Annotated in this window: 15 protein-coding genes; 9 read left to right on the top strand and 6 right to left on the bottom strand. The window is 59.5% G+C overall.

Going from position 1 to position 16,671, the window contains the following annotated elements; genetic code table 11:
* Together MDG893_RS14920 and MDG893_RS14925 are read right to left on the bottom strand one after the other, a co-directional pair.
* Positions 1-510 (bottom strand): sucrase ferredoxin (locus tag MDG893_RS14920; protein ID WP_007154645.1); only part of this gene is annotated, 510 nt, incomplete at its 3' end.
* Entirely contained in the window at positions 507-1,373 is an 867-nt protein-coding gene (locus MDG893_RS14925; RefSeq protein WP_007154646.1) for an ABC transporter ATP-binding protein, read from the bottom strand. The genes MDG893_RS14925 and MDG893_RS14920, both read right to left, overlap by 4 nt.
* Before the next feature lie 111 nt (positions 1,374-1,484).
* On the opposite strand from MDG893_RS14925, the gene MDG893_RS14930 reads away from it, so the two are divergent.
* The 3 genes from MDG893_RS14930 to MDG893_RS14940 are packed head-to-tail and all read left to right on the top strand — an operon-like array spanning position 1,485 to position 4,482.
* Positions 1,485-2,441 (top strand): ABC transporter substrate-binding protein, encoded by a 957-nt coding sequence (locus MDG893_RS14930; protein ID WP_007154647.1) that lies wholly within the window; start codon positions 1,485-1,487, stop codon positions 2,439-2,441.
* Positions 2,435-3,439, top strand: a complete 1,005-nt coding sequence (locus MDG893_RS14935; RefSeq protein ID WP_007154648.1) for a FecCD family ABC transporter permease — start codon at positions 2,435-2,437, stop codon at positions 3,437-3,439. Before MDG893_RS14930 ends, MDG893_RS14935 begins: the two co-directional genes overlap by 7 nt.
* Positions 3,436-4,482: a FecCD family ABC transporter permease gene (locus tag MDG893_RS14940; protein ID WP_007154649.1), complete on the top strand. Its 1,047-nt coding sequence runs from the start codon at positions 3,436-3,438 to the stop codon at positions 4,480-4,482. The genes MDG893_RS14935 and MDG893_RS14940 overlap by 4 nt, the downstream gene beginning before the upstream one ends.
* A 50-nt stretch (positions 4,483-4,532) precedes the next feature.
* Here MDG893_RS14940 and MDG893_RS14945 read toward each other — a convergent pair whose 3' ends face one another.
* Positions 4,533-6,671, bottom strand: a complete 2,139-nt coding sequence (locus MDG893_RS14945; protein WP_007154650.1) for a TonB-dependent receptor — start codon at positions 6,669-6,671, stop codon at positions 4,533-4,535.
* Positions 6,672-6,840: 169 nt separating this feature from the next.
* Complete coding sequence (locus MDG893_RS14950) at positions 6,841-7,470, bottom strand: YbhB/YbcL family Raf kinase inhibitor-like protein (RefSeq protein WP_007154651.1); 630 nt, start codon at positions 7,468-7,470, stop codon at positions 6,841-6,843.
* Positions 7,471-7,635: 165 nt separating this feature from the next.
* On the opposite strand from MDG893_RS14950, the gene MDG893_RS14955 reads away from it, so the two are divergent.
* Positions 7,636-8,166: an ankyrin repeat domain-containing protein gene (locus MDG893_RS14955; RefSeq protein ID WP_007154652.1), complete on the top strand. Its 531-nt coding sequence runs from the start codon at positions 7,636-7,638 to the stop codon at positions 8,164-8,166.
* Here the strand turns inward: MDG893_RS14955 and MDG893_RS14960 are convergent.
* On the bottom strand, positions 8,144-9,091 hold the full coding sequence (locus MDG893_RS14960; RefSeq protein ID WP_341857562.1) for a putative RNA methyltransferase: 948 nt from the start codon (positions 9,089-9,091) through the stop codon (positions 8,144-8,146). The two genes, MDG893_RS14955 and MDG893_RS14960, sit on opposite strands and share 23 nt — an antisense overlap.
* 11 nt (positions 9,092-9,102) lie before the next feature.
* Between MDG893_RS14960 and MDG893_RS14965 the strand changes: the two genes are divergently transcribed.
* Positions 9,103-9,840 (top strand): spermidine synthase, encoded by a 738-nt coding sequence (locus MDG893_RS14965; protein WP_007154654.1) that lies wholly within the window; start codon positions 9,103-9,105, stop codon positions 9,838-9,840.
* Between the two features lie 137 nt (positions 9,841-9,977).
* Positions 9,978-12,080: a NosR/NirI family protein gene (locus MDG893_RS14970; RefSeq protein ID WP_007154655.1), complete on the top strand. Its 2,103-nt coding sequence runs from the start codon at positions 9,978-9,980 to the stop codon at positions 12,078-12,080.
* Between the two features lie 31 nt (positions 12,081-12,111).
* Here MDG893_RS14970 and MDG893_RS14975 read toward each other — a convergent pair whose 3' ends face one another.
* The gene (locus MDG893_RS14975) at positions 12,112-12,666 is read right to left on the bottom strand and encodes a carboxymuconolactone decarboxylase family protein (protein WP_007154656.1); all 555 of its coding nucleotides are present in this window, start codon (positions 12,664-12,666) and stop codon (positions 12,112-12,114) included.
* 122 nt (positions 12,667-12,788) lie between these two features.
* Between MDG893_RS14975 and MDG893_RS14980 the strand changes: the two genes are divergently transcribed.
* The 3 genes from MDG893_RS14980 (at position 12,789) to MDG893_RS14990 (ending at position 16,638) form a co-directional block, all read left to right on the top strand.
* Entirely contained in the window at positions 12,789-13,394 is a 606-nt protein-coding gene (locus tag MDG893_RS14980) for a TetR/AcrR family transcriptional regulator (protein WP_007154657.1), read from the top strand.
* A gap of 166 nt (positions 13,395-13,560) precedes the next feature.
* Positions 13,561-14,871 carry an NAD(P)/FAD-dependent oxidoreductase gene (locus MDG893_RS14985; protein WP_007154658.1) on the top strand — a complete coding sequence of 437 codons (1,311 nt, stop codon included), beginning with the start codon at positions 13,561-13,563 and terminating at the stop codon, positions 14,869-14,871.
* A 51-nt stretch (positions 14,872-14,922) separates the two neighbouring features.
* Positions 14,923-16,638: a potassium/proton antiporter gene (locus MDG893_RS14990; protein WP_007154659.1), complete on the top strand. Its 1,716-nt coding sequence runs from the start codon at positions 14,923-14,925 to the stop codon at positions 16,636-16,638.
* The last annotated feature ends 33 nt before the right edge of the window (positions 16,639-16,671 follow it).

Here is a 16,671-nt window from a genome sequence, read left to right on the forward strand (position 1 = left end):
GCATCCGCCCAGATGGGAACTCTCCCAGACCTCAAACGGCAGGTCCCGGTCAGCGACCGCGCGGGCAAGCGCCTGATAGGTCGCATATCCAAACTTGGCGCAGCACTTGTCCTTGCGGCCATGGGTGCAACACAGCACCAGGGAGCCTGTCATTGCCTCACTGTTCCAGCCGCTCAGGTCATTACCCGCCGCCAGGGCATCCAGAAACGCCGGCAAGTCGCTCCGCTCAACATCAAAGCTGCGGCCTTCCGGCAACAGGTAGAGCCGGTGACTGAGCTCCGGACGACCACGCTGGTGAATCAGGTTCACCCGCCGCCCGCTGGCCGCAAGACGGTTGATCTGTGATGCCAGGTCGTCATCCATATCACGGGCGACTCGCAGGCTTCGCGACCACTTTGGCCGCGGCCAACTGATCAGCAGATTGCTCTCGGCATGGGTTGCCGTGCCGGCAAGAGGATCGCCGGCCTTAATACTGTCAACAGCGCAGAACCGATGGGCGGAGGCATTCATACCGTTGCCACCGACGAGGCGAAAGAGGCGGTCTCTGCCACGGTTCGTTTTACCGGCACACAAACTGGCCGGCCAGCCAAAGGTTCACGGATAACCTGGGCATCAAGATCAAATACCTGCTTGAGGTTATCAGCGGTAAACACAGTCTCCGGCGGGCCATCGTGCAGAATCCTGCCCGCCTTCATCATCACCAGCCGGTCGGCGTAGGCAGCGGCCAGGTTGAGGTCGTGGAGCACAACCAGCAGGGTCCGGCCCTGCTTGTGAGCCAGGGATACCAGCAGTTCCAGCAGGTCCACCTGCACCTTCAGATCCAGAAACGTGGTGGGTTCATCAAGCAGAAGCAGGTCGGTTTCCTGGGCCAGAACCATGGCGATCCAACAGCGCTGACGCTGCCCACCGCTGAGCGCATCTACCGGCCGCTCTGCAAACGTCGCAACATCAGCCACCCTCATGGCCTCCTCAACGGCGGCTTCGTCGTGTCGGGACCACTGACGCATCAAGCTCTGATAGGGAAAACGGCCCAGTCCTACCAGCTCCCTGACGGTCAGGCCATCCGGTGCGGAGGGGCTCTGTGGCAGTATTCCGAGCCGTTGCGCAACAGTCCGGGTGGGTTGACGATGGATATCGTTACCGTCGAGAAACACGTTGCCAGCGCTGGGAGCCAGCGTGCGGGCCAATGTTTTGAGCAGCGTGGACTTGCCCGAGCCATTCGGTCCCAAAAGAACGGTGACACTGCCCTCGCGCACCGTGAAATCCACGTCCGTCAGCACCTGCCGGCCGTCGTATCCCGCACACACGGCTTCACCCCGCAGTCGCGGCTGACCATCGTAATCCGGGGATGAGGAATGTCGATTCAGGGGCATATTGGCGTCGCTTTCAAGTAAAGTCGGATGATATTATCTCCCATTCTCATTATCAAATCGGCACCATCAAATCAGCCCCTAGTTGCTGTTCGCCAAACAACCGGATTTACCATGCATCGCTACGCCAGCTTTCTGCTGATCGTTACCTGTCTCTTTCAATCTCCCGCTGCCATCGCTGCCATTGCAACTACCCCGGTAACCATCGTGGCGCATGCCCTTGGTGAGGCAACCATCGCTGGCCATCCTGATCGCGTTGTCTCTCTGTATCAGGGCGCCACCGATACCGCTGTGGCTCTTGGTATCAAACCCATAGGCGTGGTGGAATCCTGGACCGAAAAGCCGATGTATCAGTATCTACGTGAAGCCCTTCAGGGCGTGACCTATCTAGGGCTGGAAACCCAGCCTGACCTGGAGCGCATCGCCTGGCTGTCGCCAGACCTGATCGTCGGCGCCAGGAACCGGCATCGCACCATCTACCCATTGCTGAAGCGCATCGCGCCCACGGTCATACCGGGCGATGTCTACGATTTCAAGGCGCTGCTTACGCTGATGGCTAAAGCCACCGGCCGCACGGCTCGTGGTGAGGAACTGCTGACGCACTGGCAGGAACGGGTTGAGGATTTCAGAACCCGAATCCGCCAAAAGCTGGATGAACAGTGGCCCCAGGAGGTGGCCATCCTGAGTTTTCGGGCCGACCATGCCCGCATTTACTATGGCGGTTTCGCCCGCTCCGTGCTGGACGAGCTTGGCTTCACCGCGCCTGCGTCCCATCGCCAGGAAAGCTGGGGCATAAAACTCACCAGCCAGGAAAGCATCCCGGCCATGGATGCCGAGGCCGTCTTCATCTTCATGGAGGACGACCCCGCCGTTCAGCGCACGTTCAACACCTGGTCCAGCCACCCACTTTGGAAAAACCTGAAAGCCGTGCGGCATAACGACGTCTATCAGGTGGACCCGGTCACCTGGAATATGGGCGCTGGCATCATCGCCGCCAACCGGATGCTGGACGAACTCTACCAGCACTACGATCTCCATCAGCCAGAACACCGGGGGTGCATTCAATGCTGACCACCCCACATGCAAGAACGCTGGGGACCCTGGTTTGTCTCGGTCTTCTGCTATCAGCCACGGTATCGAGCCTGATATTCGGCCACATTCCTGTGTCGCTGGAGATGCTGATCAATAGCCTGACGGACTACGACCCCGGATCCCTCGAGCATCTGGTCATTCACTCCGAACGCTTTTCGCGCACCGTGACCTCAGTGATCGCGGGGGCTGGCCTGGCCATTGCCGGGGCGCTGATGCAGACGCTGACCCGCAACCCACTGGCATCACCCGGTATTCTTGGCATCAATGCCGGCGCCATGTTTTTCGTTGTCGTCGGCGCCACACTGTTTTCGCTGACCTCGCCGTCGCAACTGGTGTGGGCCGCCTTTGCGGGCGCGGCCACGGCCGCCGCCCTGGTGTACTTCCTGGGGCAGGAAGCCGGGCGCGGTGTTTCCCCCGTGCGCACAGTGCTCGCCGGCGTCGCGATTACAGCGCTGTTCGTATCCTTTGCCCAGGGGTTGCTGATCCTCAATCAGGACCGCTTCGAAAGCATCCTGTTCTGGTTGGCGGGCTCGGTTTCAGGGCGCGAACTGGATACAACCCTGCCATTGCTGCCAATGTTCGGCGGAGCCCTGATTCTGGCGTTGCTGTTGTCCCGGCAACTGAACCTGCTAGGGCTGGACGATGAGGTCATCCGCGGCCTGGGTTTAAGGGTGGGGCAGGTACGACTGTTGATCGGCCTTGTGGTGATCGTACTGGCTGGCACCTCTGTGGCCATGGCAGGGCTGATTGGCTTTGTCGGTCTGATCGTGCCGCACATGGCCCGAGGGCTCTTTGGTACGGATCACCGCTGGCTGCTACCCCTGTCGGCCATTATCGGGGCCACTCTGCTGCTGGCTGCCGACACCATCGCCAGGCTGGTGATTCCCCCTCAGGAGATTCCTGTGGGCGTCATGACGGCGCTGCTAGGCACACCGCTGTTCCTCCACCTCGCCCGACATGTGAGGAAGGTGTCATGAACCGTACCCTGATTCTTCGCTCCCGCAATGACCGCTGGTCGGTCAAACTCAATGCCAGGGTTCTATTGGTCACGGTGGTTCTGGCAGCACTACTGGCCATCAGCAGTGTCCTCGCACTGACGTCCGGCAGCCATCCCACGTCGGTTACGGACGTACTCGGCACTCTGGTCGCCCCGAACCAGTCAGAGCTGGCCCTGATTATTCTGGAAATTCGCCTGCCGAGAATACTCATGGCCATTCTGGTGGGCGCGGCGCTGGGCTCAGCCGGACTGATCCTGCAAGGTCTGGTGAGAAACCCACTGGCGTCGCCGGATGTGATTGGCATCACCAGCGGGGCGTCGGCCGCGGCGGTGCTGTTTCTCTGGCTCGGGGGCATCACCGGCACCTCGCTGCTATTGGCACCCGTCGCCATGGGGGGCGCCTTTGTCGTGGCCCTGGGCATTACGGCTCTGGCCTGGCAGAGGGGGATCAGCCCCGCCAGGCTGGTGCTGGTGGGCGTCGGGCTGGCAGCCGGGCTCACCGCCGTGACCACCCTGCTATTGGTACTGAGCCCCGATGCCACCGCCATGAATGCTTATATCTGGCTCACTGGCAGCCTCTACGCCTCGCAGTGGCACGACGTTATTGCCCTGGCACCCTGGCTGATGGTGTGCTGGCCCCTGGCGCTGATCAAGCTCCGACACCTCGATGCACAATCCATGGGGGAAGAAATGGCGCTGGGTCTGGGCAGTGCCTTGCAGGGCCATCGGTTACTGTTCCTGGTATTGGCGGTGGCGCTGGCAGGCTCCGCCGTGGCCTATGCCGGTGCGATCGGGTTCATCGGCCTGATTGCGCCACACATGGCTCGGCGGCTGGTCAACAGTGGCCACACGGGGCTGCTGCCCATCGCCGCACTGATCGGCGCGTTGATTCTTCTCTATGCGGACTGGGTGGGTCGGGTTGCGTTCATACCCAGGGATCTACCGGCAGGCATTTTCGTTGCGGGCATCGGCGCGCCCTTCTTCGTCTACCTGCTGTACCGACTCAGGCGGGAACTGGGGTGACCGTATAGCCCGGAGCACTGAGATGCCCCGGGCTTTCGCAGGTCGACTGATCAGAAGTCGAGCTGATAACCGAGGGTGACGGTGCGGCCACGGCCCTGGAAATAGTACTCGTCACTCACCCGGGCAGACTGGGAGTAGTAAGTGAAGTAGTCCTTATCCAGCAGGTTCTCGATGCCCAGGGAGAGCTTCCCGGCACCGGTCCGGTAGGCGACAGAGCCATCCACCAACCCGTATCCGTCGAAGTCCAGGTCATCCCCTTCGATGTCGCGGTCCAGGAACTGGGTGAACTGAAGGTGGCTCGACAGCGTCTTCGTCCAGGCAGCTGACCAGCTCAGTTTCAGGGTTTCCGGGGCAATATTGATACCGCTCAGCTCTGTATCTACATCACCATCACCGTCGGTGTCGGATTCACCATCGGCATAGGTGTAGGAAAACGCCAGATTATGCGCATCGTTCAGGTCCGCGTCGGCGGTGACTTCCACACCCTGGATCTCGGTTTTTTCCCGGTTGCCGACCCAAGTGCCGTTCACTTCCGTCAGGCGCTCGCCAAGGTCCGAATCCGACTCGTAGTAGCTGACTTCCAGGTGGTAGCGGTCCCAGTTGAAACGCCCTCCAACCTCGCGGTTGTCGGTCACAATGGGTACCAACTTAATCAGGTTATCCACATCCTGTCCGGAAACATCAATACCCCGCAAAACACGCCCAACATCCGGCATGCCAAAGCCTTCGGAATAGTTGGCAAACAGTTGCAGTTGATCCGTCGCCTGGAACACCACGCCTGCGTTGAACAGGGTTTCGTTGAAATCCGGATTGCCGCCCTGGACGGTGACGTTGTCATCAGTGACGTCGCTGCGGTCGATGGTGTTGTAGGTGTCGACCTTAAGCTCCGCATGTTCATAGCGGACACCGGTGTGCAGGGTCAAACGGTCAGTGACCGCAACATCGCCCTGCAGGAAGGCGGCGTAGTTGCGGAACTGCGATTTGGGTACGTAGGTACGCCCGGTTTCCACCAGCGTCTGCCGGGTTTCATCCTCAAGGACATCCAGCCCTGTTGTCAGTGTCAGGTAATCGTTGAGCAGGCCATCGCGGGTGAGGGTGAACTTGGCGCCCAGCTTGTCGGATTCATTGCGGGTCTGGTCGAGCTGGTCGTTGCCATTGGCGTCCACGTAGGGGAAGAAAGGCGTGGTGGCAAACCGGGCCCGGAAAGTCTGGCTGTAGAACTGAGTATCCACCTGATTGCCGAACCAATCGCCGTGTGAGTACGACAAGCGAGCGGTTGTCACCTCATTCTCTCCGGGCTTACCGTCAATGATGCCCGGGCGCGCGGTTGTGGGCACGCCGCGGTCACGGTCTCCAGGTTTTGGCTTTACCGGTACGTATCCACCCTTGCCTTCCAGTTGGAAGCGGTTGATGAAAAACTCCACGTTCTGGTCGTCGTCCAGCCAGTAACCCAGCTTGGCCAATACGTCATGGCTTTCGGTGTTCTGGAGTTCACCGGGATAGGCCACACCGATCAGGCGGTCCTCACCGTCGTAGAACACGCCGCGCTCCTGGATGTTCCCGCCCAGAAGATAGTCCCAGCGGCCCTGCTGACCGCTGATCCGGTAGCCTACCTTGTAACCCTGACCATCGGAATCCACATCGTCGTCACTGGTCACGCTGGCCGACACAGACTGGGACATCACCCCGCTGTCAGGCCTGCGGGTCACAAAATTGATGATGCCGCCCGTCGCGCCCAGGCCGTGCTCGGCGCTGGCGCCGTGGATGACTTCGATACGCTCCACCATATCCAGATCGATGGTGTAGCTGTCCCGTGCACTGTCTCGCAGCGGGTTGCTCTGGGGCACACCGTCCACCAGAAACAGAGGTGAACGGCCCCGGAAGGTTTCACCGGCATTGGACAGCTTCTGACGGCCCGGAGAATAGGAAGGAATCAGGTTGCTCAGCACCTGGCCGGGGTCGTTGGAAATCGCCTGCTGTTGCTCGATCTGCTCGCGGGTAATGATGGTTGTCTTCTGCGGAGTCTCTCCCGCTGTGCTCTTGTTGCGGGTGGCGGTAATAACCAGGTCAGGTAACGCTTTGGTGTTGTCGCCTGACTGGGTATTGGAGGAAGATTGCGCCAGCGCAGGGCCGTGGACAGCCGCTACAGCCAAGGCCAGCAACAGGGGACGTGACTCCGGAGTTTTCATAGACAAATCTCGAATGGTTAATGCATTTTGCCCACACCCACATGAATGACAGGCATTACCTCATGTTAATGAGGCGCAAATGCTAACAATTCTCATTGTCTAAATCAAAACCCCCATTCGCACACCGATAGGCGTTTGACCGCCAGCCGGGAAACAGTATTGTGGCCAGTCAGTCTTTGCGTAAATCCGGATTCAGCGTGTAGGTACCGGTCACCCGGGCACTGGCCAGAACGTGGCCTGCCATGGCTTCACGAACCGCGGCACCATCGAACTCACCATCCAGCCCCAGAGTTTCAACATCCAGCGCGTGCACTTCGTAGTGGTAATGATGAAGGATTTCATCGTTCCAGGGCGGGCACGGACCATCGTAGCCGGCATAGGTCCCCGCCATGTCTGGATTGCCAGCCAGGAACTGGGTGTAGTTGTTTACGCCACGGAGTCCGATCGGCCCCGGGCCGGGCTCCTTGCCCTTGGGAATCACTCCATCGCTGTCCTCACCCTCGGGAATGCGGGATGTGGAGGCCGGCACGTCCACCAGCAGCCAGTGGAAGAAATCCACCCGGGGAATGTCCTTCGACACGGTTTTGCCTTCCTGATTGACGTCGTCCGCCACGCTGGGCACGTCCGGGTCAAACATCATCACCACAAAACTTTTGGTGCCCTCCGGTGCATCCTCCCAGACCAGTTCCGGGTTGCGGTTGGGGCCAAAGCTCATGTGGTCCTGTTCGTTGTAGACGCCGAATGCGAATTTCTCCGGCACCAGCTGACCTTCTTCAATACCTCGAACCTTGATTTTCACAGACCTGTTCTCCTGTACCCTTGATGGTTTTGCTTACCTGATAGCACGGTTTTAACAGTGGTGTTGTGGGTCTGTCCAGATCCATACCGTACCCAAGTCCAATTCTTGGCTGGCTTCTGGCGTGTTACGGTTGCCCAAGATTCGCTATGAAACCAGAGGAAAACCATGAGCCACGACAAGCCAACCAGGCCCCAAAACCCCGACAACCAACAGGACGAAGACGCCATTGCGTTCGCCCAGGGGTTGTTCGAACTGGCCCGGAATGGCGGCGCCGGCCCGCTCAGCGTGATGCTCAACGCCGGCGTGCCCGTGGACATCCGCACCAACACCGGCGACAGCCTGCTGATGCTCGCCTGCAGCAACGGCCACAAGGATACCGCACGCCTGCTGCTGGAACAGGGTGCCGACCCCAACCTGGCCAACGACCAACTGCAAACGCCATTGGCCAGCGCGGTGTATCAGGGTAATACCGACATTGTAGACCTGCTGCTGACCTCCGGTGCCAACGTCGACCATCGCCCGGCAGGCGCAAAAACGCCGCTGATGGTCGCCGCCATGTTCAATCGGGTAGATATGGTTGAGCGTTTGCTCGAAGCGGGATCGGATAAATCGTTAAAGGATGAAGATGGGCAATCGGCAGAGGATCTGGCCCGGACCATGGAAGCGAACGAAGCTATCGAGGCGTTGTCGTCGTAACGGCAGAATCCCGAACCCAACGCCTCAGCTTGACTTCCACCGTCACCGTCAAGGTTTCCAGTGTCTCGGCACGAACCCGCCCCTCCGCCGGCGCGCGGTAAAAATGCGGCGTCATCGCCAGCAGGTCGGCAATGGCAGCCTGATTTTCCAGGGTCAGTGAATATCGAACCGTTTCTGTGCCCAAGTCCGAAAACCCGTCCGGTACCTCTGCCATCGGCGGTTTCTCAGGCTTGATTGACGGATAGATAATCTCCCGCAGTTCCCGCAGATGATCCGGGCCAGCGTCGGCCTGGATGACCATGCCGCCAGGCTTCAACGCGCGTGCAAATTCGCTGTAGACGGGAAAGCCAAACAGGCAGAGTACGCAATCCAGGGTACCGCTCAGGACCGGCAGATTGGCGTTGCTGCCGACCAGCCAACGGGGGCGCTTGTCCTGCTTCGCGGCAGCCAGGATCGCCCACTTGGAGATATCCACCCCCACCAGCGCAAGAGACCTGTCCATGTTCGACGCTGCCAGTTGTCGGAGGTAATAGCCTTCACCACACCCAGCGTCCAGGCAGGCCAGTGGCTTGGCATCGCCGGCGTCGGTCGTCACTGCCTTGTTCACGGCCTCTGCAACGGGCTGATAGAAACCGGCATTCAGAAAACGCCGGCGCGCTGCCACCATGTCCTTGCTATCACCCGGGTCCAGCGAGCGCTTCTTCTGGACAGGTAGCAGGTGCAAATAGCCCTGGCGGGCAACATCAAAACTATGGCCCGCCGGACAACGCCAGCAGGTACCGGACTGGCTCAGGGGCTCACCGTCCAACGGACAAGCGAGGGCGTCGAACGTATCCATGTTCACAGGTGCGCGGCCTCCGGCCCTGACGTGTGGCTTGAGAAGCGGTGGATAAATGCCCAGAATAACGACGCAGCGATCAGACAAGGGACGCCACCGTGAAGGGCGAGATTATCCATTACACCCGGGACGCACTCGGTGGCATTCTGGTGGTCGACTATCGCAAACATCGGGTGATGACCTTTGATTCGGTGTTTGAGCAAAGCAAGATAGATCGCCGCAGGCCCCATCTTCCCGTTCATGAGTACAGCCGCGCCATGCTGTTGCCTGTTGCCTTTGCGCAACCCGCACACGCCACGGTTCTCGGCCTCGGCGGCGGCGTAATGGCCAGTGCACTGTTGCACCTTCTGCCTGAGTGCCAGGTGCATGCGGTGGAACTGCGGCCCCGGGTGCTGGAAGTGGCCCGCGAGTACTTCAGCCTGCCGCATTCCGCCAACCTGATGATGACCATTGGCGATGCCAGGAACGCCCTCGGCAAAGCGCCGGATGGTAGCAGCGATCTCATCCTGGCCGATATGTACAACTCCGACCGTATGAGCCCGGCCCAGGCCCAGCGGCAGTTTATCAGACAATCCAGCCGGGTACTCGGCGGCAGTGGCTGGCTTGCCATCAACTACCATCGCACACCCGACATCAATGGCCCGTTGTTCCATCAACTTCGCGCGGAATTTGCAGTCCTGCTGCTGTTCAAGAGTAAAACCAACAACACGGTGATCTTCGCCAGCAAGCGTCCCTTCGAAGCCCTGCACACCAAAGACCCCACCCTGGTGGAGCTGGAAAACCGGCTGCCCATCGACTGGCGGCGATTGATGGGGCGGGTGATTCGACTGAACTGATCAGCTTCAGCGTTCCTCCTCACCCCCGCTTTCTCCTCACAAAGTAGCATCTGCCCGGCCCGGAGGTCGCATTGTGCCGGCATAGCAAATCTCTAGCATGGATCTGACCAACAACAATAAATCGATGGAGAAACACCATGCGCGGGCGGCTGTTGCTGCTGTTGGTCCTAGCCTGTTTTCCCCTGGCGACGTATGGCGCTCTGGACGATGAGAAGCACGCGTTAATACAGGAACTGTTCCCCAAGGCCACGGACATTCGCGACCGGTTGCCGGACTACCCGGTGTATCCGGTGTATCAGCTTCAGGAACTAATAGGCTACGCTTACGAATCCCGCGATATCAGCCCGCTCCAGGGCTTTGCCGGGAAACCCGTCAGCATGTTGATCGGGCTCGACAGCCGTGGTCGCTTTACCGGTATCCGCATTCTCAACCACCACGAGCCGGTGTTTCTTCACGGACTGGGCGAGGAGCCGCTGTTCGAGTTCATCGACCAATACGAGGGCCGCTCACTCACCGAACAGATTGTTATCGACACGTCAGGCTCCCGCAGCGGCAAAAGCCCGGATGGCAACGTGGTGCATTTCGATGGCGTGAGTAAGGCCACGGTGTCTGTGCTGATCATCAACGACACCGTCCTGTCATCGGCTCTCAAGGTGGCCCGCAAAAAGCTCGCCGGATTTACTCAGGAAGCGCCAACCCGAGCGAGGACCGATTTCTACCAACCGCTGTCCTGGGCGCAGCTGATCGACCGGGGCTACCTCGGCCACTGGCAGATCAGCCCGGCGGAGATTGAACAGAAGCTGGGCTCGCCCCTGGTGGATTACCCCGACGCGCCGCAACCGGACCCCGGCGAGCCCTTCACTGAGCTATTTTTTGGATACATCAATGCGCCGATGGTGGGCCATAACCTGTTGGGCGACGAGGGCTTCGAGCGACTGAAAGAAAAGACGGGGCCGGACGCCCAGATACTCGCTGTGATGTCCCGTGGACTTTATCCACACCTACCGGATGATTTCACGCCAGGAAGCTCCCCAGATCGCCTGGGATTGCAGCAAAACAATCTGTCGCTGGACATTCGCGACATCAACGTGTTCGATCAGAACATACAGATCACCGCCGACGGCATGCCGGAGTTGGGCAGGACAACCCTGTTCCGGGTCGGCGGCAACGCCGGCTTCAATCCCGGTGCCGAAGCGACCCTGAAGCTGGGCGTTACACTGCGGAAGAATCACCTGGTGGCCGACAGCACCGAGCTGGAGATCCCGATGGCCTTTGCCCAGGACCTGTTCGAAGCCGTCGAAGTGGCACCCCGGCCGGAGGACAGTCGCCAACCGGTGTGGATCGGATTGTGGAAGGAACGCTGGCTGACCATCTCCCTATTGGTCCTCAGCCTCACACTCCTGACGGTGTTCTTCGCGCGCCAGCGTACCCTCAGACGGCATCCGAAACTGATACATCGGTTTCGCTGGGGCTTTCTGTTCTTCACCCTGTTCTTTATCGGCTTCTATGCCCAAGGACAGTTGTCGGTGGTGAATATCTACACCCTGTTCCTGGCCATCTGGGATGGTTTTTCCTTGAACGTGTTCCTGATGGACCCGGTGTTGTTCATTCTCTGGATCTATACGTTCGTCAGCCTGTTTATCTGGGGGCGCGGGCTGTTCTGTGGCTGGCTATGCCCCTTTGGCGCACTGCAGGAGATGGCGGCCTGGCTGGGTGAGAAACTGAAGTTCCGCCAGGTAAAGGTGCCGGAGAAATGGCATCGTCGGCTGATTCTGCTGAAATACCCGATCCTTCTGGTGCTGGTGGGAACGGCCTTCTATTCACTGGAACTGGCGGAAAAGCTGGTGGAAGTGGAACCCTTCAAGACCGGCATCACCCTCTTCTTTGTGCGCTACTGGCCCTTCGTGGTCTATGCCGTTGGCCTGCTGGTTGTGGGTATGTTCATCCACAAGTTCTACTGTCGCTACCTGTGCCCGCTCGGCGCCGGCCTGGCAGTTCTGGGCAAGCTGCGCCTGTTCAGTTGGCTCGATCGGGTGGAGCTTTGCGGCAAGCCCTGTCAGCACTGCAAGAACAGTTGCGGTATCAATGCGATCCATAAGGATGGTCGAATTGACTACAACGAATGTATCCAGTGCCTGGAATGCGTGGTCATTCTGAAGGACGAGAACCAATGCGTGGACAAGGTGCTGGAGCAGAAACGCCAGCGGCAGGCGCGGATACTGGCAACGGATGCGGGCTGAACCGCACCCGTAACGTCAGGGAGTCATCCTGTTACTTCTTCTTTTCCCAGGCGAACTTCTGGAACGGCTCATCAACCGGCGTTTCCGCAATGTGGTTGATGTAGTTGCTCATCACTTTCTGGGACAGCACCAGGATCACTTCCAGTACCTGACGATGCTTATATCCAGCACCATAGAACGCGTCCAGGTCTTCCTTGCCGACATTGCCTTTCTTGTGCATGACGGCAAGAGTAAATGTCCTCAAAGCCTCAAGTTTATCGCTTGGCAACGGCGTTTCATCGCGCAATGCGTTAATAATGTCGTCTGATACTTCCATCATCTTGGCGATTCCGGTGTGCGCCGGTACGCAGTAGTGACAGGCGTTCTCCACGTTAATGGTCTGCCAGACCACCGTGGTCTCCTCGTTGTCAAAGCTGCTGTCGAGTACCAACTGATGAAGGGTCTGGTACGCCTCGAGAGTGCCAGGTGCCTCCGCCATGATTCCATGCAGGCCCGGAATCATGCCAAACCCCTTCTGGGACTTTTCCAAAAGCGGCTTTGATTTTTCCGGGGCGGACTCGATGTCGTGAATTGGGAAATCTGTCATAACACTCTCCTCATTGACAATATTGAGCGTTCGTTCAATTACGGATTCACCCTAACTGTTTTTGAGCGATCACTCAAGTTATCATTAGTCCACGTTCAATTATCAGATGTTGACAGATACCCATGGCCAGAAACGCCCGTTACGATCGACAAATAGCGCTGGACAAAGCAATGAACCTGTTCTGGGAACGCGGCTATGCAGGTGCTTCCATGAAACAGATTGAGCAGGCTCTGGACATGCGCCCAGGTAGTATCTATGCAACCTTTGGCAGCAAGGATGGTCTGTTCAGCGAAGCGCTGGCTGCCTATGCACAAAGAAGCGGGCTGGAACTGCGCGAACATCTGGCTGGAAATTCGTCGATACTGGATGGGTTGCAGGAGCACCTTCGTTGCATCGCACGACAGGCCAGCCCGGGTGGTGAGTCGCCATCCCGCGCCTGCATGGTCGTTAAAACCCTGCTCGAGGCCAGTAACACCAACGCTGCCATTGCAAACCAGGCAAATTCGATCCTGAACGCCATTGAGCAGGCCCTGACTGATCTTCTGGAACAGGCGAAACTCCAGGGCGAACTGGCACCGGGAACCCACTGCGCCCGGCTGGCAAGACTACTTCAGGCACAGATCATTGGCCTCCGGTCTTTTGCCCAGCGGGAGATCCGCTCTGAACAGGTCGCGGAGCTTGCCGAAGACATGGCAGCCATGCTCGATCACTATCGTGCCCGCCACTAGAGCCCGCCGGCTCAGGGCCTGCCCCGGATATAGGTACTAACGGCGAATTGTCCCTGTCACAACAGTGCGTTAGCATTACCGCTCTGTGTCGTTGCCTTCCCCAGTGAGGACAGCCAAGGGTTTTTGACGAGAGTTCTTGGCTATCTTCACTTCAGGAACCCTTGTCATGGATAATCTGCATCATATCGTCGTCGTAGGCGGCGGCGCGGGCGGTCTTGAGCTGGCCACCCGCCTCGGTAACAAACTCGGAAAGAAACGCAAAGCCCGTATCACCTTGGTCGACGCCGGCCTGACCCACGTCTGGAAACCCCTGCTTCACGAAGTGGCCTCCGGCTCGCTGGATGCCAACGCCAACGAAATCAACTACCGGGCCCACGCACGCAAGCATCACTATGAATTCCAGCTCGGGCGCATGGACGGCCTGGACCACAACGCCAGGGAAGTGATCATCGCCCCATTCCACGATGAGGACGGCGACGAAGTCGTGCCGGAACGTCGCATCGGTTATGACACTCTGGTGATTGCCGTGGGCAGTACAGCGAACGACTTCGGAACCCCCGGCGCCCAGGATCATTGCCTGTTCCTGGACAGCCTCAACCAGGCCCGGCGTTTCCACAACCTGATGCTCAATGCATTTTTGCGTAAAAACCACGAAGCCCAGTCCGGCAGCGGCCATGAACTGCCCATCACCATCATTGGCGCCGGCGCAACCGGCGTTGAGCTGGCGGCGGAACTGCGACTGGCGTCCAGGGAACTGCCGATATACGGCATGAATCACCTGCGGCCGGAGGACGTGTCTATTACCGTTGTCGAAGCCGCTGACCGCATTCTGCCAGCACTGCCGGGCCGGCTTTCCGAGGCCGCGACCCGCGAACTGGATCACCAGAATGTCAGGGTGATGACTGGCGAGCCCGTCAGCGAAGTCCGTGATGGCGTGGTGGTGCTCAAAGACGGCACGGAAATCGCCTCGGAGATGACCATCTGGGCCGCCGGCATCAAGGCGCCTGCGTTTCTGGCAACCCTGGACGGCCTGGAAACGAACCGTGGCAACCAGATCAAGGTGAAGCAAACCCTGGAGGCCACCACGGCACCGGACATCTTTGCCTTTGGCGATTGCGCCGAGTGCCCCCAGCCCCAGTCAGAACGGCCCGTACCACCGCGTGCTCAGTCCGCGCACCAGCAGGCGGACACTCTTTTCAAGACCCTGTGTCATCGACTGGAAGGCCGTGAGGCGGTTCCGTTTGTCTACAACGACCATGGCTCGCTGATCAATTTCAGCCGCTACACCACCGTGGGGAACCTGATGGGGAATCTCTCCGGTCGTAGTATGTACATCGAGGGCAAAGTCGCGCGCCTGTTTTACCTGTCGCTCTACCGCATGCACCAGGTCGCGCTGCACGGCGTCGTTCGAACCGGAATCATCTGGTTGATGGACCGGATAAGCCGAGCCATGCACCCGCGCCTGAAACTGCACTGATCCGCTCGTGACCCTGCTATCATCGAGACATAATCCCAGGCCGGAGCAGGAATGGATCCGCTAGTTACTCTGATCGGCGCTCTGATGCTGGTCATCAGCATCATGCTCAGCCCGCTGTCCAGCAGGCTGGGCATGCCGGTACTGCTGATATTTCTCGTGGTCGGCATGATGATGGGGGAAGACGGTCCCGGTGGCATCCTGTTCGACGACTTCGAGCTGGCGTTCCTGATCGCCAACCTGGCGCTCGGCGTGATCCTGCTGGATGGCGGCATGCGCACCCGGGCAGAAACGTTTCGCGTTGGTCTCCGCCCGGCATTGGTACTCGCCTCCGTTGGCGTGTTCCTGACCGCCTCCGGGGCCGGCCTGGTGGCCTGGTGGGTGTTCGATATGCACTGGATGGCCGCACTGCTGCTCGGCGCCATTATTTCCTCAACGGATGCTGCAGCGGTGTTCTCCCTGCTTCAGGGGCGCGGGCTTCATTTGAATGAACGGGTCAGTGCGACCCTTGAAATCGAGTCCGGCAGCAACGACCCGATGGCCATTTTCCTGACCCTGATGCTGGTCACCATGATCGCGGCAGGCGGCACGTCCGAAGGCTGGATGGCGCTGCTGATGCTGGTGAAGCAATTCGGCATTGGCGGCGCCGTGGGCGTAGCCGGCGGCTTCATCGTGGTGGAACTGGCCAACCGGGTTCGGCTGACCCCGTCGCTTTATCCTTTGCTGGTGGTGGCAGCCGGCATCATGGTGTTCTCCGGCACCAACGCGCTCGGGGGGAGTGGCTTCCTGGCGATCTACCTGGCCGGTGTGGTCGTTGGCAACCGGCCGGTGCGAATGATGCCGATGATTCTCCAGGTTCACGATGGCCTCGCCTGGCTGGCCCAGCTATGCCTGTTCCTGATGCTGGGGTTGCTGGTCACGCCCTCGGAACTGTTGCCGCTCGCCGGAGGCGGTCTGGTTCTGGCGCTGGCGCTGATTTTCCTGATCCGGCCGCTGACAGTCATGGCGACACTCTGGCCCTTTGGCTTTAATCGACGCGAACTGGGCTTTATCAGCTGGGTTGGATTGCGAGGCGCCGTGCCCATTGTGCTGGCGCTATTCCCGATCATCGCCGGGCTGCCGGAGGCCCAACTCATTTTCCACGTTGCCTTCTTCATCGTGCTGGTATCGCTGGTGGTCCAGGGGACCACCATGGCGCCACTAGCCAGAAAGCTGCGCCTGGAAGTTCCTGCCGGTGAAGATCCCTACCGCCGCTTGCCCCTCGATGTCCCGGCCGCCGGGGATCATGAACTGATGCTGTTCCCGCTGCGGGGCGGGGCCTGGGAATCACCCCGACCTCTGGGCCAGCTCCGGTTGCCGGACAACACCGCCATTGCCGGCGTGTTCCGTGAACGAACGTGTTATCAGCCAAGCCCTGATATGGAAGTCGCCACTGGCGATGTACTGGCGATGTTTGCAACCCCGGCGATGCTTTCCGAGCTGGGCAAAGCCCTCAGTGGTCGCCACGCTCCCAAATACCTCGCTGAGCGCGCCTTCTTTGGCGACTTTGTGCTCAATGGCGATGCACTGCTGGGGGATGTGGAGCAAGTCTACGGCATCGAGTTTGACCAGTTGCCCCCGGAGCTGTCGCTGGCCGAGTGCTTTGCACGGCGCACCAAAGGGCATCCGGTGGTGGGTGATAAGGTGGTGCTGGGCCCCGTCACCCTGGTCGCAAGGGCCACCGACGCCGACCGGGTGACGAAAGTGGGCCTGAAAATGGACAACCAATAAAAATCTTTAACAAAAACACTCAAAACCCTGGTT

Origin of the sequence: Marinobacter algicola DG893, assembly GCF_000170835.1 — a bacterium.
GTDB lineage: Bacteria > Pseudomonadota > Gammaproteobacteria > Pseudomonadales > Oleiphilaceae > Marinobacter > Marinobacter algicola.